This is a genomic window from Parabacteroides distasonis ATCC 8503 (assembly GCF_000012845.1).
Classification (GTDB): Bacteria; Bacteroidota; Bacteroidia; order Bacteroidales; family Tannerellaceae; genus Parabacteroides; species Parabacteroides distasonis.
In genome coordinates, this window is sequence record NC_009615.1 from 3,017,285 (window position 1) to 3,039,543 (window position 22,259).

Annotated in this window: 19 protein-coding genes; 3 read left to right on the forward strand and 16 right to left on the reverse strand. The window is 43.4% G+C overall.

The window, feature by feature from the left end; translation table 11 throughout:
- Positions 1–12: 12 nt before the first annotated feature.
- From BDI_RS12740 to BDI_RS12750, 3 genes are all read right to left on the reverse strand, one after another.
- Positions 13–3,018, reverse strand: coding sequence for a SusC/RagA family TonB-linked outer membrane protein (locus BDI_RS12740; protein ID WP_011966897.1), 3,006 nt, complete (start codon positions 3,016–3,018; stop codon positions 13–15).
- Between the two features lie 705 nt (positions 3,019–3,723).
- The gene (locus BDI_RS12745) at positions 3,724–6,009 is read right to left on the reverse strand and encodes a RelA/SpoT family protein (RefSeq protein WP_005861271.1); all 2,286 of its coding nucleotides are present in this window, start codon (positions 6,007–6,009) and stop codon (positions 3,724–3,726) included.
- Positions 6,010–6,106: 97 nt separating this feature from the next.
- Positions 6,107–6,577 (reverse strand): Lrp/AsnC family transcriptional regulator, encoded by a 471-nt coding sequence (locus BDI_RS12750; protein ID WP_005861270.1) that lies wholly within the window; start codon positions 6,575–6,577, stop codon positions 6,107–6,109.
- 168 nt (positions 6,578–6,745) lie between these two features.
- On the opposite strand from BDI_RS12750, the gene BDI_RS12755 reads away from it, so the two are divergent.
- Positions 6,746–8,035: an O-acetylhomoserine aminocarboxypropyltransferase/cysteine synthase family protein gene (locus BDI_RS12755; protein WP_005861268.1), complete on the forward strand. Its 1,290-nt coding sequence runs from the start codon at positions 6,746–6,748 to the stop codon at positions 8,033–8,035.
- 102 nt (positions 8,036–8,137) lie between these two features.
- On the opposite strand, the gene BDI_RS12760 is transcribed toward BDI_RS12755, so the two are convergent.
- The 13 genes from BDI_RS12760 to BDI_RS12815 all read right to left on the reverse strand — a co-directional run bounded on the left by BDI_RS12760 (position 8,138) and on the right by BDI_RS12815 (position 21,523).
- Positions 8,138–8,536, reverse strand: a complete 399-nt coding sequence (locus BDI_RS12760) for a hypothetical protein (protein WP_005861266.1) — start codon at positions 8,534–8,536, stop codon at positions 8,138–8,140.
- A gap of 319 nt (positions 8,537–8,855) precedes the next feature.
- Positions 8,856–9,611: a LytR/AlgR family response regulator transcription factor gene (locus BDI_RS12765; RefSeq protein WP_005861264.1), complete on the reverse strand. Its 756-nt coding sequence runs from the start codon at positions 9,609–9,611 to the stop codon at positions 8,856–8,858.
- 6 nt (positions 9,612–9,617) lie between these two features.
- The gene (locus tag BDI_RS12770) at positions 9,618–10,676 is read right to left on the reverse strand and encodes a sensor histidine kinase (RefSeq protein WP_008780692.1); all 1,059 of its coding nucleotides are present in this window, start codon (positions 10,674–10,676) and stop codon (positions 9,618–9,620) included.
- 67 nt (positions 10,677–10,743) lie between these two features.
- On the reverse strand, positions 10,744–12,300 hold the full coding sequence (locus BDI_RS12775; protein ID WP_008773871.1) for a lytic transglycosylase domain-containing protein: 1,557 nt from the start codon (positions 12,298–12,300) through the stop codon (positions 10,744–10,746).
- 5 nt (positions 12,301–12,305) lie between these two features.
- Positions 12,306–13,016, reverse strand: a complete 711-nt coding sequence (locus BDI_RS12780; RefSeq protein WP_005866821.1) for a DUF5683 domain-containing protein — start codon at positions 13,014–13,016, stop codon at positions 12,306–12,308.
- Complete coding sequence (locus BDI_RS12785) at positions 13,013–13,900, reverse strand: ParB/RepB/Spo0J family partition protein (protein WP_008773872.1); 888 nt, start codon at positions 13,898–13,900, stop codon at positions 13,013–13,015. The genes BDI_RS12780 and BDI_RS12785 overlap by 4 nt, the downstream gene beginning before the upstream one ends.
- A complete protein-coding gene (locus BDI_RS12790; protein ID WP_005861254.1) occupies positions 13,888–14,667 on the reverse strand; it encodes a ParA family protein in 780 nt (259 codons plus the stop codon). The genes BDI_RS12785 and BDI_RS12790 overlap by 13 nt, the downstream gene beginning before the upstream one ends.
- 196 nt (positions 14,668–14,863) lie before the next feature.
- Positions 14,864–15,283 (reverse strand): DUF6575 domain-containing protein, encoded by a 420-nt coding sequence (locus BDI_RS12795; protein WP_005861253.1) that lies wholly within the window; start codon positions 15,281–15,283, stop codon positions 14,864–14,866.
- A gap of 78 nt (positions 15,284–15,361) precedes the next feature.
- Complete coding sequence (locus BDI_RS21240) at positions 15,362–15,508, reverse strand: hypothetical protein (RefSeq protein ID WP_226766666.1); 147 nt, start codon at positions 15,506–15,508, stop codon at positions 15,362–15,364.
- Between the two features lie 855 nt (positions 15,509–16,363).
- Entirely contained in the window at positions 16,364–19,696 is a 3,333-nt protein-coding gene (locus BDI_RS12800) for a DUF6383 domain-containing protein (protein ID WP_011966898.1), read from the reverse strand.
- Positions 19,697–20,046: 350 nt separating this feature from the next.
- Positions 20,047–20,799, reverse strand: coding sequence for a biotin--[acetyl-CoA-carboxylase] ligase (locus tag BDI_RS12805; RefSeq protein ID WP_008780689.1), 753 nt, complete (start codon positions 20,797–20,799; stop codon positions 20,047–20,049).
- Positions 20,786–21,145: an MmcQ/YjbR family DNA-binding protein gene (locus tag BDI_RS12810; RefSeq protein ID WP_005861248.1), complete on the reverse strand. Its 360-nt coding sequence runs from the start codon at positions 21,143–21,145 to the stop codon at positions 20,786–20,788. The genes BDI_RS12805 and BDI_RS12810 overlap by 14 nt, the downstream gene beginning before the upstream one ends.
- 12 nt (positions 21,146–21,157) lie before the next feature.
- Positions 21,158–21,523, reverse strand: a complete 366-nt coding sequence (locus BDI_RS12815; RefSeq protein WP_008773876.1) for a YraN family protein — start codon at positions 21,521–21,523, stop codon at positions 21,158–21,160.
- 69 nt (positions 21,524–21,592) lie between these two features.
- Between BDI_RS12815 and BDI_RS12820 the strand changes: the two genes are divergently transcribed.
- Both BDI_RS12820 and BDI_RS12825 read left to right on the forward strand, forming a co-directional pair.
- Positions 21,593–21,820: a hypothetical protein gene (locus BDI_RS12820; protein ID WP_005861242.1), complete on the forward strand. Its 228-nt coding sequence runs from the start codon at positions 21,593–21,595 to the stop codon at positions 21,818–21,820.
- Positions 21,817–22,257 carry a nucleoside deaminase gene (locus tag BDI_RS12825; RefSeq protein WP_008780688.1) on the forward strand — a complete coding sequence of 147 codons (441 nt, stop codon included), beginning with the start codon at positions 21,817–21,819 and terminating at the stop codon, positions 22,255–22,257. Before BDI_RS12820 ends, BDI_RS12825 begins: the two co-directional genes overlap by 4 nt.
- Positions 22,258–22,259: the final 2 nt, after the last annotated feature.

Genomic DNA, 22,259 nt, shown 5'->3' on the forward strand with positions numbered 1-22,259 from the left:
CTTTGATTAAGATTAATAAGTAATTTGTACACCAAACGTCAGGTTACGTGCGGTCGGATATACATCCATGCCACCAATGCCCGGCCACAAACCGGTTGTCGTTACGGTCGTAGGATCCACGCCCGAATACTTCGTCAGCGTAAATACGTTCTTCAAGGTTCCATACACACGCAAGCTTGAGATCCATTTCGTATTCAACTTCGGTGTCCATCCCACCGTGATGTTATCCAGGCGCAAATAGTTGCCATTCTGCAAGAAGTAGTCGCAAATCACTTTGGGACCCTTAATATGGGCGTTCTCCTCGTAAGCGGAAGAAAGCTTATTGTCACCCGCAACCACTTGCAAACCGTAATACATTTCATATTGGTTCATCACCTTGTATCCAAAACGTCCGCGGAAGAACAAAGAAAGGTCGAAATTCTTATACGTGAAGGTATTGCCCCACGACAACTCCCATTTGGGCACACCCGTACCGTCCAGATACACCTTATCTTTCTCATCACCATCCGAGCCGAGTTTCGTATCTCCGCCGATCTCTCCACCTTTCCAGATCAAGATATTGCCAGCATCATCCACACCTGCGTAGCGGAAGCCATAGAAAGAACCGATAGGCGTGTCATCCTGCAAGCGCTGGGCTGATCCTGGGTTCCCCGGAGATGGGAAACCTTCGCCCTCGATAAAACCTAACTGATATTTTTCATTCGAGAATGATTTCAGTTTTGAGGTCGTATAAGACAACATCACGTTCGTGGAATAAGAGAAATCCTCTGTCCGCACGGCATCCCAATTCGCCTGGAACTCGAAGCCCTTGGAGGTAGTTGTTCCCACGTTGGCCACGATAGACTCGTGCAAATAAGGAGGCAGGGGCACCTTGTAATCACCGATCACGTCTTTACCGTCGCGGATAAAGAAGTCCAAGCTACCAGACAAGCGAGATTCGAACAAGGTATAGTCGATACCCAAGTTGTAAGAGATCTGCTTCTCCCAAGCCAAGTCATAGTTCGGGTTATTGCCCGGTCCATACCCCTGCAACCAGCCGAACTGATCGCTATAGTACTCTCCATATCCGGAGTACTTGGCCAATGAGATATAGCGGTCGAAACCGGAACGCCCGGTCACACCGTAAGAGAAGCGAAGCTTCAAGTCGTCTACCATTCCACTATTCTCGAACACGGGCAGCTTGGACATGCGCCATGCGGCGGAAGCCGCCGGGAAAGTACCCCACTTATGATCCACGCCAAACTTGGAATTACCCTCATGGCGCAATGATCCCGTGAACAAGAAAATGTCGTTCCAGTTATAATTGATACGGCCCAAGAAAGCGATGGTCTTCTCCTGCGTCTTTTGCGATTCCATGCCAAGACGACCGCTTACCTTCTCATAATCGCCACCTTGCAAATAATTAGTCATGAACGCATCTGAGGGAAAGTTACGGTTGTTGGCCATCAATTTCTCGTAATTAAACTCTTGGTAAGAGTAACCGGCCATGATCTTGAAGTCGTGCACCTCGTTGATCTTAAAGTTGTAGTTACCCAACCACTCCAACGTCCAGTCCGTCCAGTTCTCTTGCGTGATCTTCGCCCAGCCATTGTATCCGCCATCGATACACTCGCGGAATGTCTTGAACTTATAGTCTTGCTCTTTCTTGCTATGCCCTTGGCGACCGAGTTTCAGCTCCGTGCTCAAGTTATCCAAGATATTCAACTTCGCGTTCAAGTCGATGATCGAGTATTCCTGCAAAGCTCCGCGGTCACGCTCGGTCAAGTTCTTCACCGGATTATAAGAATAACTGTTGCCCTTGAAAGCGTCCATCTCGTCTACGCTATAGGTAGGATTCAACTGGACCGCCTGCTTGAAAGAGCCATAATCCGTATAATCCTCATCGGCCACACGGTACGAGAAGTTACCGCCTACTTCCAGCAAGCCTTCCAACGTAGTCTGTTTGAAACTACCGCGCAAGCCATATTCCTTACGATTAGAAGCGATATCGAGTCCCCCTTTCTGACGATAGTTGGCAGAAACACGGAAGATCGTGCTCTCGCTACCTCCGGATAAAGAGATATTATGGTTATGTCCGAAGTTATCCTTGTTCAGCACCTCATCGTACCAATTCGTACGATACCCATAATCCTTCGCACCGGTCACCTTCTCCAAATACTCATCCGCATCCAAGATATCCGGCCGACTTGCCACGAAATCATGCTCTACGTATCCATCATACGTGATAGTAGTCTTACCTGCCTTACCCTGTTTAGTGGTCACCAAGATAACACCATTGGCACCGCGAGAACCATAGATGGCAGCGGCAGAACCATCTTTCAATACCGTGATCGACTCGATATCTGCCTGTGCGATGTTACGAAGGTCGCCACCGGGCATACCGTCAATTACGACTAACGGGCTATTACCCGCTTTCAAGGAAGAAGCACCGCGCACTTGGATACTAGAGCTGGAGTTCGGGTCGGCAGCGGCCGCACTGTTTACCGATACACCGGCCACCTTACCATCGATCATCTGCATCGCATCATTCACGGCACCCGCCAAGAAATCCTTGCTTTTCACACTGGTCACAGCAGTAGTCAAGTCCTTTTTCACGGACGAGCCATAACCGACAACCACAACCTCATCCAAAGTTTCGGAATCTTCCTCTAGCGTTATATTGAAAGAAGACTTACTTCCTACCGGAATCTCTTGCGTCTTGAAACCAATATAAGAGATTTGCAGGATAGCAGCACTAGGTACATTCTCGATCTTGAAAGCACCATCAAAGTCGGTAATGCTACCCACGTTCGCCCCCTTCACAACTACGTTAGCGCCAATAATCGGCTCACCAGACTTGTCGGCGACTACTCCGGAAACACTTTTACTCTGCTGAGCGACATTCACTACCGGCAACACATTAGTCTCGTTTGCTCCCATAGCCGCCAAATCTGTCGTAGAGAACGCGGACACCAGCAAACTAAGTGCAGAAAATCTCGCTATATTCCTTAAAGAAAATAGTTTAGATATTTTATTCATATTGATAATAATAGTTTGTTGAATTAATTATTCACGAAATAAGGTTACACATTTCACAGGTATTAATCACATTCTTGTCTGATTCTTCATAGGCATACATTTAAATTAACATTAATCTCATTGATAAAAACACTATACATTAATAAATATGTATTAGGAAGGCAAGTTCCCGTGGAACTATAGAAGTTGAAAGTAATAGGAGTAAGTAAAATCCTTTATAAGAAACGTAATGCGGCTTAATAACGCTCTACTCCTGTATGAATTCTTACTTGGTAGCGTATAGATTCTTGTTCGCATGCCGTATAATTCCATAAACCACGGCGTGGTCTGTACAGATCACATCATGGAATATACAGATCGCGACTTGGTTTGTACATCCCACGGCGATCATTAAGGAATAGATCAAGTGACAAGTAGGTTTGTATATAGCGAAAAAAATGTTTATTACTGGATGATATGAACAATTATACCTAAAGCTATTGGGTAACCTATATCAAGCAAGAGAGGCTCGACCTAAACAGGATGGAGGAATAGTCGGAGTAAATAATTTGATGTATTTGTCCTAAGTCATGTATAATGTTTAAAAAAATAATATTACATTTGTATCGTAATCGGTTGGCATATGAGTGTGTGTGCGTAAACGATAAACGTTTACTATAGTTCCACGGGAACTATAGTAAACAATGCTCCCTACTTATCCTACACTTAATCCGCTACACGTCCGACAGATTTAATATTCTGTATCTTCGACAAAGTCACGCACATTTTCTGGATATCTTCTACGTCATGAACTTTCATCTTTATCTTACCTTCGAACACGCCGTCTTTCGCCTCGATCAGCAAGCGCATGATGTTCACGTTGAAATCCTCGGAAATCGTTTTCGTGATCGTATTCAATACGCCTATCGAGTCTATACCTTTCACCTCTAGCGTGGCCTCAAAAGAAGCGTTCATATGGCTGCTCCAAACCGTATTCAAGATACGTTCGCCAAAGCTACTTTTCAAGCGCATGGCGATCGGGCAGGAACGTTTATGAACTACTACATTTCCATCATCATTGATAAAACCTAAAGAGTCATCTCCCGGAATCGGCTTACAACATTCGGCAATTACATAATTACGCTCAAAAGCCTCCTCTTTCAATAAATAAGGCTTTTTCTTATCATATTTAGGCTTCTCTTTCTTGGCTTCCTCCTCTTCGGGTTGTTTCACCTTCTTGGAAGCGACACCCAACGCCTGTTTCACATACTTAAACAAGACATTATCCGTCTTCTCCTTCAACAGCTTCTTTAAATTCTCGGGCAAAACCACATCCCCCTTCTCTACCGCATAAAAGAATTCCTCGCGTTTCGAGAATCCAAAGTACATGCCTAATTTATCCAGATTGGATGTACTCGCCTCAAGCTCCGAACGCTTGAAGGCATCAAGAACTTTTATCTCTCCATACTTAGCGACCTCTTTACGGACACGCTTTAATACGGCATCAATCTTCGCACGAGCCTTAGCGGTAGTCACGAAGTTCAACCACTCCGGTTGCGGCTCCTGAGAACGGGAAGTCAAGACCTCCACCTGATCTCCACTGGACAGCGGATGACTCAATGGCACCAAACGATGGTTTACCTTAGCGCCAATACATTTATTACCGATATCGGAGTGAAGCGCATAAGCGAAATCCAAGGCGGTAGCCCCTTGGGGCAATGTCTTTATATCTCCTTTCGGAGTGAAAACAAATATCTCGGAAGTAAATAAGTTCAGTTTGATCGTATCCAAGAAATCCAGCGCATTCGGGTCCGGACTCTCCAAGATCTCGGTAATGGTTTGTATCCATTTATCCAATTCCGTATCCTCCTCCACGTTGGATTCCTTGTATTTCCAATGGGCAGCGAAGCCTTTCTCTGCGATATCATCCATACGGCGGCTACGGATCTGGATCTCTACCCATTGTCCATCCGGTCCCATAACGGTCAGATGAAGCGCTTGATAACCGTTCGCTTTCGGACGGCTCACCCAATCACGGATACGGTCGGGACGAATCCGGTAAATATCCGTAATAGCCGAGTAGATATCCCAACATTGGTTTTTCTCGTCCACACCGGGAAGCGGGTCAAAAATAATGCGGACCGCATAAATATCATAAATATCCTCGAAAGCGACACCCTTGCTTTCCATCTTATTCCAAATGGAATAGACCGATTTCACACGGGCACGCATCTCATACTGAAGTCCCATCGATTTCAGCTTCTCGTCCACAGGGGCGGCGAAACGCTCGAATAATTTATTACGGCTCTCTTCTGTCGCTTTCAACTTAGCGCTGATGAAGTCATATTCTTGCGGATGCTCATATTTAAAACTCAAATCCTCCAGTTCCGTCTTGATCGAGAAGAGACCCAGACGATGCGCCAGAGGAGCATACAGATAAAGAGTCTCACCCGCGATCTTAAATTGCTTGGCGGGAAGCATGGAACCCAAAGTCCTCATATTATGAAGACGGTCTGCGATCTTGATTAGAATCACCCGTATATCGTCACTCATAGTCAGCAGCAACTTACGGAAGTTCTCGGCTTGAGCCGAGGCCTGTTCCCCAAAAATGCCACCGGATATCTTCGTCAAGCCATCCACGATCTGGGCGATCTTGTCTCCGAACATATCCCGGATATCCTCCACCGTATACTCGGTATCTTCCACGACATCATGCAATAACGCAGAGCAAATAGAGGTAGAGCCCAAACCCATCTCCCGGCATACGATACGAGCCACGGCGATAGGATGCATTATATAAGGTTCGCCGGAACGCCGTTTCACTCCGGCGTGCGCTTGATTGGCGAAATTAAAAGCTTTCGTGATTCGTTCGACCTTACGGCGGTGGTTTGACTTCAAATAATCGTTCAACAACGCATTGAACCCATCTTGTATCATCTGTTCGTCCGCAGAGAGAACGGACGCAGCCTCGCCCGTTTCTTTTATATCTTTTGTGTCCTTTGTATCGTCCATGGTTTTACACCTCCCATTTTTATACTGTATAGCCACAAATATATACAAATATTTGGAAGGAAACCCTAACAAAAGACAAAAATAGAATATCTACTGCTTAAATATGGATCCCATAGTCGTGTTTAACCTCGTCCATGACAAAAGTACTTCTCAACGAGCCCAAACTATCGATCGTTCCTAACACATTTAAAATAAACTCTTGATAATATTTCATATTGGGAGCGTGTATCTTCAATAAGTAATCATAATCGCCTGAAATATTATAGCACTCCGTTACCTCGGGGATTTCTTGAATAATCCGGGTAAACTCAAAAGCTATATCCTTATTCAGCCGAACCAATTTCACGCTACAAAAGACAACAAAGCCTTGATTCAGTTTCTCCGCATCTAGTACCGCTATATACTTCTTTATATATCCACTATTCTCAAGACGTTTTAAACGCTCGAACACCGGGGTTGACGAGAGACTGACCCTTGCCGCCAACTCTTTCGTAGTCAACCGGGCATTATCTTGTAACGTTCGGAGGATTTGCAGATCCACCTTGTCTAACTTATCTGAAACATTCATAAGAAAAAAATTCTATCGGATTGATTCCCCAGCGTCCTTCGCCGAAGATGTATTCTATTTATAGCCCTAAAAATAGTATTATTTTCTATATTCTCAACGAATCTTGTCCAAAAAGCACACACATCATACATTTGCCAACAGAATAAGAACTAAATAAACAAGATGACTATGGCAACAAAGAAGTTACATTTCGAGACATTACAACTTCATGTAGGACAAGAACAACCGGATCCCGCAACCGACGCACGTGCAGTACCCATTTATCAAACAACTTCCTATGTATTCCATAACGCACAACATGCGGCAGACCGTTTCGGCCTACGTGACGCAGGGAATATTTACGGACGTTTGACAAACTCCACGCAAGGCGTTTTCGAGGCACGTGTAGCTGCCTTAGAAGGAGGTGTGGCAGGTTTGGCCGTGGCTTCAGGAGCAGCGGCTGTCACCTATGCGTTACAGAACATAGTGAGGGCAGGAGATCATATTATCGCGGCCGATAATTTGTATGGCGGTTCCTTCAACCTGATCACCCATACACTGGCCTCCCAAGGCATTACTAATACGATTATCAATGTAAATGACCTAAACGCATTAGAAGCAGCCATCCGGGAAAACACGAAAGCCATTTATGTAGAGACATTCGGGAATCCTAACTCTGACGTAACGAATCTGGATGCGGTAGCGGAAGTCGCTCACCGATACCATGTTCCATTAATCGTAGACAATACGTTCGGAACCCCCTACTTGATTCGTCCGATCGAACATGGAGCTGACATTGTCATCCATTCCGCCACAAAGTTCATAGGAGGACACGGCAGTAGCCTAGGAGGTGTAATTGTAGACGGAGGTACTTTCGACTGGAAGGCGAATGCAGATAAGTTCCCTACATTAGCTAAACCAGACCCAAGTTATCATGGAGCCATATTTGCGGACGTAGCAGGTTCCGCCGCCTTTGTCACCCGTATCCGTGCGGTCATTCTTCGCGATACCGGGGCAACGATCTCTCCTTTCAATGCTTTTATATTGTTGCAAGGATTAGAGACCTTATCCCTACGCGTGGAGCGCCATGTAGCAAACGCATTGAAAGTCGTGGATTATTTATCAAAACATCCGAAAGTAGAAAAAGTGAATCATCCATCACTTCCTACCCATCCGGACCATGAACTTTACAATAAATATTTCCCGAATGGTGCCGGCAGTATCTTCACCTTCGAGATCAAAGGCGGGCAGGAAGCCGCTTGGAAATTCATCGACTCACTGGAGATATTTTCCCTACTAGCGAATGTCGCCGATGTAAAGAGCCTTGTCATTCATCCATACACGACCACTCATTCCCAGATGAGCCCGGAAGAACTTGCCCAACAGCACATAACACCATCCACCGTACGCTTGAGCATCGGAACCGAATATATAGATGATATTATAGATGATCTGGATCAAGCTTTCGCTAAAATCTGATAGCGCACTTCCAAAAGGAAAAGGACAGAAGCAAAGAAGGCGATCCCTGTTCGACACAAGGATCGTCTTTCTAATCAACATCACATCGAGCCAAGGTTACACTCATTTATTCTCAGCCAAATAGATATCCGTAAATGTCACAGCTCCGGTTAATCGGTTATTGTTGTTAGTTACATTTAACAATATGACATACTTGCGATACTGATCGGCTGTCAACGCCTCTTTCATCAGCTTCAAATTGCCGTACACGGCTTTTTGCAATCGTTCATCCTGACGCTTCAGGTCTTTGCTCAAACTCTTTCTTTGTTCTTGTACAAAATAATCATTAATGTTAAGTACCTCCTCCATTTGGTAAGGAGCCAATCCTAGATAAGAACTCAATCGGCTAAACTCTACCGCAAACGGTTCTTTATTCCCATATTCATTCACACATTGCGCTTTCGCAAAATTCATTGTAGCACTCATTCCCAAAACCGCTACCGCCATAATTAACTTTCTCATAATACCTACAATTTACCTATTACAAAACCATTTACAAAACAAACACTCATTTTAGAGAAGATAGCCTAAACATTCTTTTGTTTCGGACTAATCCTTTTTTACAAACCTATTAACCAATCTAATGTGTATGATAAAACTCGGATTAACATCAAAATTTCAACTTACATCTTATTGATGTATCTCCTTGTTTGTATTGCAAAGATGAAGAATTATCGGATAGGAAGTTTCCGATTGTTGACGAAAAGGAAAAAATGGGGATTGAACACGAAAAGGGCAAAAAAATACCGGCTTTAAGAGAACCGGCATTTCTATTTAATTATTATTCCAGACTTACTATCCAAGACTTAAACTCGGATGCTTTATTTTTACTAATATATATACGCTCAGGCACTTCTATATCCAAAGTAACGAGCAAACGGCTATCAAACCAAATTGTTATGTCCTTCACGCTATCACGAGAAATGATGAATTGTTTATTCGCACGAATAAAATCAGCAGGACTTAAAGAAGAAATTATCTGTTCCAATGTTTTAGCATATGGATACGAATTACCACTCTTTAAATAAACATATGTATTCTTATCAGCCGTATAGAAACAAGACACATCTTTCAAGCTAATAGGCAACAATTTATCCTTAATAGGAATCAGTAGTTTATCCTTGTATTTAGGAGTAGTAGACAACTGTGTTAATTGGGATAAATAATGGATGATATCTTGATGATTCCATCGGCTAAACTTATCTAAGGCCCTTTTCAATTCTTCCGACTTAATCGGCTTCAAGATATAGTCTATGCTGTTTACTTTGAAAGCGTCGATCGCATATTGATCGTACGCCGTAGTAAAGATAATCGGTGCCTCCACCTCTATCTGGTCAAAAATAGCGAAAGCGGAACCGTCCGATAAATGAATATCCATAAAAATCAAATCCGGCCTCGGATTGGCTTGCAGCCAACGTACCGTTTGCTGGACACTCTCCGTATTTCCCATGATCTCAAGCGTGGGATCTATTGTAACCAACATATCCGCTAAGTTCTCATAGGCGGCGGTCTCGTCCTCTACGATCAGTATTCTCATATAGCATCATTTTAGGGGTAGGTATACCTGAAACTCATCCTCATCAGATTCTACCCGTATTTGTTTATTCATTAATAGCAAGAAACGATTCTCCAGATTCTTAAGCCCGGTTCCATTCGTATCCGGTAAGGTCAATTTCGGATAGATTGGATTAGAAACAACCAGTTCCATTCGCTCGTTCAGCCGGATCAAGATATCCATCCGGTGCTCGCTGTCTATAATATTATGTACCGTCACGTTCTCTACCAACGGAAGCAAAGATAATACGGGAATTCGCAAGTTCCGCTTATCTTCGGGAACTTCGATCGTAAAAGTAAGCTTATTGGCGAAACGGACTACCATTACATGCTGAAAAGCCTCTATAAACGCAAGCTCCTCCGACAGTGGTACCAAATTCTTTTTATCACTCTGAAGGATATAACGGAATATATCGGACAATTTCGTAACATACAACAAGGTATTCTCATCGTTTTTCTTCCGTATCAAGGAGGAGATTCCATTCAATGAATTGAAAAAGAAATGCGGATTGATCTGGTTCACCAATGCATCGCAGCGGCTCTGCAAATTCTCGACACGCAGATTCTCGATCAATTGATCCTTTTCCCGTTGATTGTGATATAGCATTTGTATATAGCCGATCAAGGTACATAACAACGCCAACACGATAAACTGGAAGATAATGATACTCAAAAAACGATCATAACTAATAGTCAGGAAGGAGATCAATTTATAGACAACAAAGCCTCCGGAAACGTACAGGGCATTCCAGAGCAACCGCTCGAAGAAGGAGGTACAATCCTCATGCCTCAAGTTACTTTTCAGCAAAAACCAAATAAGTCCCCAGAAGTAAAGAAAACGGAACCCAAAGAAGAGTAAAAATCCTTGATGATCGTTCGGAGCCAGATAGCTCATGTCACAAAAGATCCATGCCAAATTCGGGTAGGCGATAAACACCGCGCAAACCAAACTGACCAACCAAGGTTTAGCCTTGACCACTGATATCTTTTCATCCAATGAACCCATACGATTGTATCTTTTTTCGTATACAAAGGAATAAAAAATCATTCACATCCTTCTCCAGTGCAGGAAGAAAGCGAAAAAAAAGAGTTAAAGACGAATTATCCCCGAATGATCATCCTACCGGTATCTTCAGTACTTGACCCGGACGGATATCCGGACTTGACAGCCCATTCACCTTTTGTAAGGAAGAGGCGGTAACCCCAGGGTATTTCTTGGAAATCGAATAAAGCGAATCTCCCGATTTAACCTTATAAGAGACAAAATCTTTATTAGCGGAAGCGATCTGTTTTGTAGCGGCGGAAGCCGACTTTTTCGTTGTTGTCGCAGTCGATTTCGCAGTCACGGTAGTTGATTTCACCGGAGTCTTGGTAGCCGAGGCAAAAGCGACACCCCCATTATCTACATATAATCTTAACCGTTTTCCTTTCGCTACCCGGTTGGAGCCTAGCCCGTTCCATTTACGGATATCTTTCGCTGTCACGCCATAGCGATTAGCGATCGTATAAAGATTCTCACCACTCAATACCACGTGGGTGATTTTTTCCCGGGTCGCACCACTTGGTAAAGAGCCATTAGAGTTATTCGCAGAAATGCAATTCGCCAACAGTTCCTCGATCCGATGCGTATAGACCGTATCTTCTTTATCGATAAAAGCATAGGTTTCCGCCGCAGGTAGTTTCAAAACCGAAGGGCGGGTATTACCCGGAACGATGTCTCTTTTATATTGTGGATTTAACGCACGCAACGTCTCAATATCTACTTGCAATAGATCCGATACCTGCTGCAAATGTAGGGCATTATTCACCATGACCGTATCCGTGGCTAGCGGCAAGCTGGTTTGCATCGGACAGATGTTATGCTCGCAATAATAATTCATGACGTAATTGGCGGCAATAAATAAGGGGACGTATGAACGAGTCTCTTTCGGTAAATAAGGGAAGATATCCCAGAAGTCCGTCTTGCCCCCCGAACGACGGATCGCTTTATTCACGTTGCCCGGCCCGCAGTTATAAGATGCCAACACTAAATTCCAATCCCCATAGATAGCGTACATATCCTTGAAATACTTACAAGCGGCCTCGGTCGCTTTCAAGGGGTCCCGGCGCTCGTCCACCAAGCTATTAATCTCCAAGCCATAGCTCTTACCCGTAGGAAGCATGAATTGCCATAAACCACAAGCGCCCACACGAGAGAGGGCTACCGGATTCAAGGCACTTTCCACGACGGCGAGATATTTCAATTCAATAGGCAGGCCATGCTCATCCAACACCTGCTCGATTATCGGAAAATAAAAGTCCGCCATCCCCAGCATATAACGCACTAAATTTCGTTTACGCTCCGCATATAAGTCAATACAATCACGCACTATATTATTATAGGGCAAAGCGATCACGCTGGGAAGCCTAGACAGGCGGTCGATATAGACCGAATCCGGGAAATAGACATTCTCGTCGTCATCATGGCAAAAGTCCTCTCTTTTTGAGAAATATTGCACATGCCAAGTACGGAGCAAACTATCCACGTTCGCATCCAAGCTTTCCGGAATCAATCCGACCTCAGACTCCAGCGAGCTTAAGGTATCTTTTTCCTCAATTCGGGTCTCTTCCTGCGCATAGACCAATGAGACCAAACAATTTAAACAAATGAGTGCTAGCAGGTATCTTTTCATGTATATCAGAATTTTAGACTGCAATTCAATCCGTAAGTACGAGGCGTGACACTCGTCTTCGGACTAACAACCGGCTCCAAATGCAAGGATAAATCCGGTGATATATCAAAATCGAATAACTGGGCATCCACGTAGGCATCCACGATACTCAACGCATACACCCCGACCGTAATAATTATACTCAAGTCTCTATATCGACGAAAATAATCCTTCTGTCTTTTCAATTGATCCTTGAAATTTGAATTATTAATCGCATCCTCAGGAGCCATGGAAGTCAAGTCTTGCCAACTTTTACTCCAAGCATCCGGATTTTCCAGATTCTTAGCGGCATCATACATGATATCCTTATAAGCCGTCGAATAATCCTTATAGTTCTTGTTGTTCCAAGTCACGGCATACATACATCCCATCAAGCCACCGTAAACGATCGGTAATTTCCAATATTTCCGGTTATAGATCTGTCCCAGACCCGGTACCAAGGCGAACAAGACCGCTTTTGTCGGATTCGGCTTAAAAGCCAGCTTCATCTTCACTTCCGGTACGCCCACCGAATCGGCCGCCATCAAGACGGCTTGCACGGTAGAATCCGGGGCAGCTACCTCCACGGAATCGGAAACTATAGCAGGAACGGCTTTCTCCGTCTTATCCTCCTGTGCGTTACCCATCCCGGCATAGCACATGAATCCGATCAAAAGGAGTATGATTCGATTTCTCATTTCAATTTATCCAGTAACCCGATCAATTGCTCCAACTCTTCTTCCGTGGCGAAAGGAATCGTAATTTTACCTTTTCCCTTCTCATTGCAAGTCAACTGGACTTTCGTATTGAAGTAACGGGACAAATGATCTTTCAGCAATTTAAACTCTTCCGGAAGTATCGGCTTACGATCCGATTTTTTCTTTTCCGGCAATTCCGGTTGTATTCCCTCGGCTATATTACGCACCATCTCCTCCACGTTACGAACGGAGAGTCCTTGAGCCAATATCTGCTCATATAAAGCTAATTGAACCTCCGGATCATCCACCGGGATCAATGCCCGGGCATGTCCCATATCGATCTTCTTGTCCTTCAATCCTACTTGGATCTCGGCGGGAAGTTTCAATAAACGAAGGTAATTAGCGATCGTAGCACGTTTCTTTCCAACCCTTTCGCTCAGCCCCTCTTGGGTCAAGCCGTAATTATCGATTAATTTTTGATAAGCTAACGCGATTTCGATAGAGTTCAAGTCCTCTCGTTGGATATTCTCTATCAAAGCCATCTCCACCACGTTCTCGTCGGCCGCCGTCTTAATATAAGCGGGAATACGCTCCAAACCTGCTTTAAGCGACGCACGATAACGGCGTTCGCCAGAGATGATCATATATTGCTCGGGGCCGATTTCCTTCAACGTAATCGGCTGTATCACGCCTAACGAACGGATAGAGGTAGCCAACTCCTCCAAGGTCTCTTCCTCAAAGACAGATCGAGGTTGTTCCGGATTAGGCTGGATCTTGCTTAACTCGATCTCACTAATAGACGATGAACCACCTGTCTTCAGGTCATCCATCGTAATTAACGCGTCTAATCCACGGCCTAACGCCGATCTTTTTAATGCTGCCATAATCCTTTATTTTTTTCAACAATCTCCTGCGCCAACTGCATATGGTTGATAGATCCTTTCGAATCCGCATCATACAATAAGACAGGTTTACCGTAACTGGAAGCCTCGCTCAACTTCACGTTTCGTTGGATCACGGTAGTAAATACCAAATCGCGGAACGGACGTTTCACTTCCTCATAAATCTGGTTCGCCAAACGCAGGCGGGAATCATACATAGTCAAGAGGAATCCCTCTATCTCCAGTGCCGGGTTCAGCTTTGATTTGATAATCTTGATCGTATTCAACAGCTTACTGATACCTTCCAAGGCGAAATACTCGCATTGTACCGGGATGATCACCGAATCGGCGGCTGTCAAGGCATTCACGGTTATCAATCCCAAAGAAGGAGAGCAGTCGATCAGGATAAAATCGTACTTCTCTTTCAGCGGTGTCAATATCTGCTTCAAGATCCGTTCACGATTCTCCAAGTTTAGCATCTCGATCTCCGCTCCCACCAAATCGATATGAGAGGGGATGATATCCAGTCCTTCCACTTCAGTCTGTGTGATAGCGCCGCTCGCGTCCTCACCGTTCACCAGACATTCATAGATAGAAAGTTCTACATTACGTATGTCCACACCCAGACCGGATGAGGCATTCGCCTGCGGATCAGCGTCTACGACCAGCACCTTTTTCTCAAGAGCGGCCAATGACGCAGCCAGATTAATCGTGGTGGTTGTCTTCCCGACTCCACCTTTCTGATTTGCTAAAGCGATAATCTTTCCCATACTATACCTAATTAATTCGAGGGCAAAACTAAACATTAAAAACTGAACCAAACAGGGTTCAATCAAAACAATGCTTGTTTTGTTGATAAATCGCCCTAACTGTTGATAACTCGCAAATATAAGCAGAATAAATCAAATAGGGGGTTATAAGGCTGGTATATAGGTGTTTTTTTGGAAATGATAACGAAGTTTTAAGTTACATACAGACCCATCCCATCCTCCGGGCAATGTCTTGGAATATATTTTTATCGCAGGAAGGAACCTTTATCGTATAGATCTCAGACCGTGATTCCACATGAAAATATCCCTTTTCCGGAAGCCTTTCCTCCGGCAAGGCCTTTCCCTCAAAAGACTGTAGCTCATAATGATTATCATTATAAGACACATTGAAATATTCATTGTCATTCTCCGGATTCAGATAAAGAGTCCTTAAATCGATCCTTCCTCCCCAATAATCATCCAGCCTAGAGGATGAAATCTTAATACCCGTATACCTGCATCCAGCCCCATCATCGAAAAGCAGGCATAAGTATTGCGTACCAAAAGAATCTTTAGCCACAAGGATTTGAGGCACACCATAAAACTCTAGGATCCTATCTAAAAACAAATTAGTCATAACATCATTACCTTTGCCTTATTTACATCAAAACAATAAGATCGCCACCAAGAATAATGAGCCACACCGAATGTCTTTTTAATCATGCCATCTTCTTTGCGAGAAGAAATCCAATGATTTCACAGGATCTCCTTCCGCAATTCTATAAAACACCCCACTACACGCCATAGCATCCGAAGGTGGACATAAGTCCGGTAGCTCCTCAAACCATTTCCTTTCTTCCATGATATCGCAAATATAAGCAGAATAAACAATATACCATATCAAGAATCCCATAAATATGACTAACGAGAAACCATAGCTAAACCACGTTTACCATTTTGACAATTTGTAATATCAAGTCCCGGAGAATCGATTTTTCCGGGCTGATGGACAGTTCATTCTCAAATACGAGAAAAAATTTCAGCAATCATTTACATGACAGCGTCTTATCGAAAAACGGCCTTTCATTCTAGCGGAATTCATTCATTGTAATTCATATTTAGTGGGTTGCTTGAGGGGGTTTATGGGGTTAGAACTGGGTCGTAACAAGGTTATGATGCCCATCCACAAGTATCAACAACCCTATTCTTGACTATTCACGATGCCCATCGGCACTACCGGCGTTGCCCAACGCGACCTATCGCATAGGCTTTCACCACTTATCACGTACAAAAAGGGGGCTTTTTCAATGAAAAATGCCGTTTACAGTCATCCAGCCTCTGCTATTTTACGCTCTCCACCGAAAAGGGATGTCACACATATAGACATTTATCTATCAAAAAGAAAGAATAACAGGGCAGTAGAGCCTAGAACCTGCACGAGTAGTCCTTACAATCCACGCCGGTAGTCGCATATGACAACACCGATACTCACACAAGGTGCTCATGAGAAAAGTATCTTAGTTTCATCGCCCCATACGCCTAAGATACTTCGCCAATGAACTTAGGATACTTGCTCAATGAAACTAAGATACCTTGTTTTTGTATTTAAATATGAAACACTCGTAGGGGAACGCACAAAAGCCCCGCCGAAGTACATCGACGGGGCTCTATCTTATGAACTGTGTCTTTCCTTACGGAAATTCGATCAGTTTTCTACTTATTTAACGATTGTCTTAACAGCCTCTTCACCCTCAACAGCTACAGCTACGATACCAGCAGGTACAGCGATAGTTGCGTTGTCTGAAGTAAGAACTGTCTCAGCAACAACCTTACCTAAGATGTTAGTGATAACTACAGACTTACCAGCAGCGCCTTGAACAGTTACAGTACCGTTACCTGCTACTACGGATACGCCTTCAGTAGCGATTTCGTCATTAGAAGTTACCATATCTTCTTTTTCAGTCTTCTGGAATGCGTTGAATACCAATGCACCGTCACCACCAGTCTTAGCATTGTCGAATGTAGCATTCACATCTGTCAATACCAAGCAACCATTGTGCATCTTCAACCAAGCGGCAGCCTTTTCAGGGGCGATAGCCTCATCCTTGTTGCCTTTTACTGTCTGATATTTCTCACCAGCAGCATATACATTAGACTCGATCAAGAATGCGTTGTTCTCGCCTTCCTTGCCATCCTCATAAGCTACAGCAGCAGCCTCAGGATTTACATAACGGAATGACCAAGTTACATTCTTATGGTTATCACCATTCAAGTAATTGATAAATGAAGGATATTCTTTCTTATAAGTAGCGATCATAGATTCGATACCCTCGTTCTTCAATTGCTCTTTCGTCATGCTTGCATACTTACCAGTCAAGACTAACAATGTATCACCATATTGAACAGCAGGAACAAAACCTACACGAGTATAGCTACTGTTAGAAACAGCCTTCGTATTGAAGATAAACGGATTTACGTCAGCTTCACAAGTAGCGGCAGAATCAGAGAAGTTAACTAGATACTTACCATAAACGAATGCCGGAGTCTTAATATGAACAGCGTGTACACATTCGTAAGGATTATCTGTCGGAGTTCCATCGGGTTTGATGTGCTTGCCATCCTCTGTACAAGGAATGATCTTCTCACCTGCGATTACATCTTGGAATGCAGAAATCAGGTATTGAGGTTTGATCTCGCCTGCGCCACGTTTCAACCATGCAGTATCAACACGGAATGCCAATTTACCATTAGCCTTATCTTTATTCCAGATACCAGCGTAGTCTACTGTAGAATGTTGCAAGTTCGTGTTGTTCTCATCCATTAAGTACTCTTTACGGATAGACTCAACAAAATACAAGCTATCAGAAGCATCATTTACGTTCTCACCTAACAATTCATTGTTGAAACGACGATACAACGGAGTATTGTCTGGTTCTACTGAGAAAGAAGAAGTTCTCTTCTCATTCAAAAGCTCAACCTTCAAACCTGCCTCTTTACCATCATCTGCGATACCTACTTTATGAGTAGTAGCCACATTTTCAATGTTTGCAGCATACTTATAGTCAAAGCCAGCCTCATTAGCGACATAATGAGATTTAAGAATAGCATAGAAATGCTTAGCTCCATCATGGTTATTCTCCTTAAAGAAGAATGTATCCGGTGTAGCGATAGCACCCATAGCATACTTCTGGCCATAAACAAACTCCTCACGCAAATATTTATCGGTGTTAGCCAACTTAACTACATAGTTAGTTCTCTCCAATTGAGCCAAGCCCTTGATCCATTTTTTAGCCTCATCAGTAACCTTATAACCATAAGCAGCAGTAGAACCCTTAACCAACTCATAGCGGCTAGCCTCTTTCTTCACATAAAGCAAAGAGTCTTTGCCATCACCGTTTGCGATCCAATAATCCGGAGTAAACGGATTCAAGTAGTTAAATTTATACTTGTTTACAGATAACTCAGCATCTGAAATATACTTATAACCCAACTTAGCATCCTTAATCAAACTTTCTTCCAATGCGTCAAATGTAACAGCAGAAAGGACTTTATTATCTATAGATGTATTACCAACTAACTCTCCTTTCTCATTCTTCGTAAATTGAACAGTCACTGTAAATTGCGGGAACTCACGGTTCGTAATTACAACAGGAGAAGTTTCGATAGCCTTATCAGAATGCATTGTTTTCAACACAACCCATTGATAAGCAGGCATATGCTTCGGATCTTGAGCATCCAATTTAACCCATTGAACATCATTATTAGCCTCGCCAGCAACGTTGTCGTTCAGATGGATAGGAGCAGCCAATACTTCACCCTTAGCGTTCTTGATAACATAAACACCATCGTTTACAGATGTCTTGTCCGTGCTAGTGAAACAGCCGTCTACACCAAAACTAATGTGTGTATTAATCGGTTTTTTGCCAATTGTAGCAATACGATCCGCAACAGTAAAGTTCTGCAACTTAACGAACAAAGAATCAGCTGAATCTGTTCCTTCGCAAGTAACCGCATGATATACAGTACCGTACTTAATTGGAGTCATATCCTTCCAATAGTCATTCTCTGTTCTCTTCTCCGGCAAATAACGAGCCTCTTGAACCTGAATGAACAAGCTATCGCCAGAAGGTCTGTAAGTAAACAAGAACTTGTGTTGGTTAGCGATTTCACCTGACGTTAAAGCATCCTCAGAACCCTTAGCTTTGACATCAGTCCAACCAAACTTCAAGAATTGAGTACCTACACCATTAGCGGCAGTATCTACCTTCAAATAAGAATTTTCTTTTGCTTTATCCGTTACATACACGAAGTTATGATCAGTATCGCTGTTAATACCTTTAGCAACAAAAGCTGTTGTAGAGAACGGGTTTACATCTGCGTTAGCGTCCGGATTAAATTTCAAGACATTCTTATTTTCTTTCAAATAAGCATTAATCTCAGCGGCACTCAACACATATGTACCTGCGTTGAACAACGTGAACTTCAATGCGTCTTGATAATTCTCAGCCTCATTTGCTTTGATTTTCTTAGCCTTAATACCATCGCCCTCCGCTAATAAAATCAACACATTATCTGCCTCTTGATAAGTATATAATGTTTGATTCCTTTCTAAGCTTTCCTTATAAACAGAAGAGAAGGCCCATCCACCATAAGATTCACCAACAGAAAGAGCAGCAGTCGTTTCACCAACTTTCATGCCATCGGGCACATTAATCGCCAACATTGCACTCTGTCCCTTGTTCACAAAGTCATAGATAGGTTGTTGTCCTCTGTCTTGTGCCTCAGTGATCTGAACACACCACAAAGAAGACTTCACGTCTGACAAATTCGCAGAAGTGACCAATTTGTACTCACCCTTATCATTTACAGTAAGAATTTTACCATCAGAAGTTCTTAATTGATAAACTCCCTTCGGCGTTGTAGAACCCAACTCACTCATTTCGGTAGCATCACCGCCCTTAAGAGCACCGCTCAAATCCTCTGCCTGAGCTGTAAATGCTGAAGAAAAAAGCAAGCTAGCGCACAAAAGCGTAGAAAACTTTTTGTTCATAATTAAATAATTTAATATTAATACTAAAGTGTAATAAGCTCTTCTATTGGATTGCCTGCCTTTTAAACGGACTTAGGGCAATCGGTTTTATTCATCATTGCAAAGGTACGCGTTTCTTTGATTCGTGCAAATCTTCCCTATTATTTTTTTGTTACCATATACGCTTTCTTATCAATCAAATAGGCTATTCATTACGAAACCGCCGATTATAAAGACAAACCATCTCTTATCCAATACCACAATACTTATCTTCGGTTCATTCCTCCAACAGATATACACTATTACACACATTTTACAATGTACGTGTACATTATAAAAATACGTGGTAAAAAACCACTCCGATCAAAAAGTCATTTGCAATAAGAGACTTCCTTAAAAGCATAACGGCGAATGCTTCCATCCCGTAATGCTAGCAAAAGATGCCCGGTTGATTCTATATCATGGATACAGGCCTCGAACTCGCCGGACTCATCCTTATAACCATGATACCCCTCTCTTCTATACAAAGCGGATTGATAACGAGCTCGAATATCCTCGTGTTCCTCTTGGAGAAGAGATAAATAATAGCGATAGAATATTGAGAGGAAACGGTGCAAAACCTCTTCCCGATCTACTTCCTTACCGATTATTTGAAACAAAGATACAGGATTCGGAGCATCTCCTCGAAATACCGTTTGATTCAAGTTTATGCCGATCCCGATGATGGAGCAATACAGATTATGCCCCGACAGGTCGTTCTCAATCAACATTCCGCAAATCTTCTTGTCTTTCCAGTAAATATCGTTCGGCCACTTCACGGTGATATGATCCGCATATAAGTCCAACGCCTCCTTCACGCTTAGAGCTGCTATTTGAGAAATCAAGAACTGACGGTTCGCAGGGATGCACGTAGGGTACAGGACTAAGCTAAACATCAAGTTCTTTCCCGCCTCAGACTCCCAAGTATTCCCGATCTGACCACGTCCGGCTGTCTGGAAATCGGCAACGACCACACTTCCTTCCGCAAGAGATTCCTTGATGACCAACTCACGAAGCAAGCTATTCGTAGAAGCGGTTTCCGCCACACGCAAGATGCGGGGAGATTCATTATCAGTGCTCATCATTATAAATTTCCCTTATATTTTTTGGTAGTTTAGCGATCACTTCCCGGTAAGAATGGAAGATCCAGCGTTTAATCTCCTCGTCTTCCATATCCCGGTCCAGATAAATGCTATTCCAGTATTTCTTATTAAAATGGTAAGCTGGCTCAACCGCCGTATAATGTTCCCGTAACTCTTCCACATAATCCGTACTACATTTCAAGGAGACATGAGGCTCCTCCGCATCCAAAGGAAGCAGCAGGAACATCTTATTCTCTACCTTAAAGACCAGCGATACCTCATCGAACGGGAAACACTCGATGGTATTCTTCAAGGAAAGGCAGTATTCACGTACTTCTTCTATATTCATAACTTTTATCTTTTAACGGCAAGGAGCATAGAAAGCATCTTCGATATGGTCGATCAGGAAACCCGTCTCTTTCTTGATCAATGTCACGATATCAAAACGGACTGGTAAGTCTATATTAAAATAACGGACATAGGCATCCGCAGCGGCGACAATCCTCCGAATCTTCTTGGTGTCTACCGCATCTTCCGGTGAAAGCAAAAAATCCTCAGAGCGTGTCTTTACCTCCACCACGATTAACTCATCTTCCTTGACAGCGATAATATCCAGTTCATAATGATGCCAATGCCAATTGGTATGCAACACGTTATATCCATGTTTTACCAGATAGGCACGAGCCTCAGACTCACCTTCCCGACCCATATCGTTCTGTCTTGCCATCGCATTAATTTGCACAAATATAGCCATTTTCTTTGTTATTCGGCTATTCACTCGTACATTTGCAAATGTATGAAAGAAGAACGTAAATATTCATCGGCTCACCCCAATCATCCGAGGGTACACAAAGTGACCTTTATGCTGAATGACGAAGAGCATAAAGCGGTAAAACGTTACCTTTCACGCTACAAGATCGAGAATAAGTCCCGTTGGTACCGAGAGACGATCCTTTCTCACATCCTCAAGACCTTGGAGGAGGATTATCCGACTCTTTTCAACGAAAATGAGATGAGAAGATGAATCCTTTCAATGACGAATATTTCATGAAGCAAGCGTTGGTGGAAGCTCGTGCGGCAGCGTCCGAGGGTGAGGTTCCCGTAGGAGCTGTTATCGTCTGCAACAACCAGATCATAGCGAGGGCGCATAATCAAACCGAATGCTTGAACGACGTGACCGCACATGCCGAGATGTTGGCGATTACGGCCGCCGCCGGAGTCTTAGGAGCGAAATACCTGACAAATTGTAGTCTATACGTAACCGTGGAACCCTGCATAATGTGTGCCGGCGCGATCGGATGGGCACAATTAAGCACGATCGTATACGGGGCATCCGATGATAAAAGAGGTTTCTCCAAATTCGCCCCTCAAGCCTTCCATCCGAAAGCGATTATCAAAAAAGGTATCCTTGAAAAAGAGTGCGCGGAAGAAATGCAGCGTTTCTTTAAGCAAAGACGCTAAGC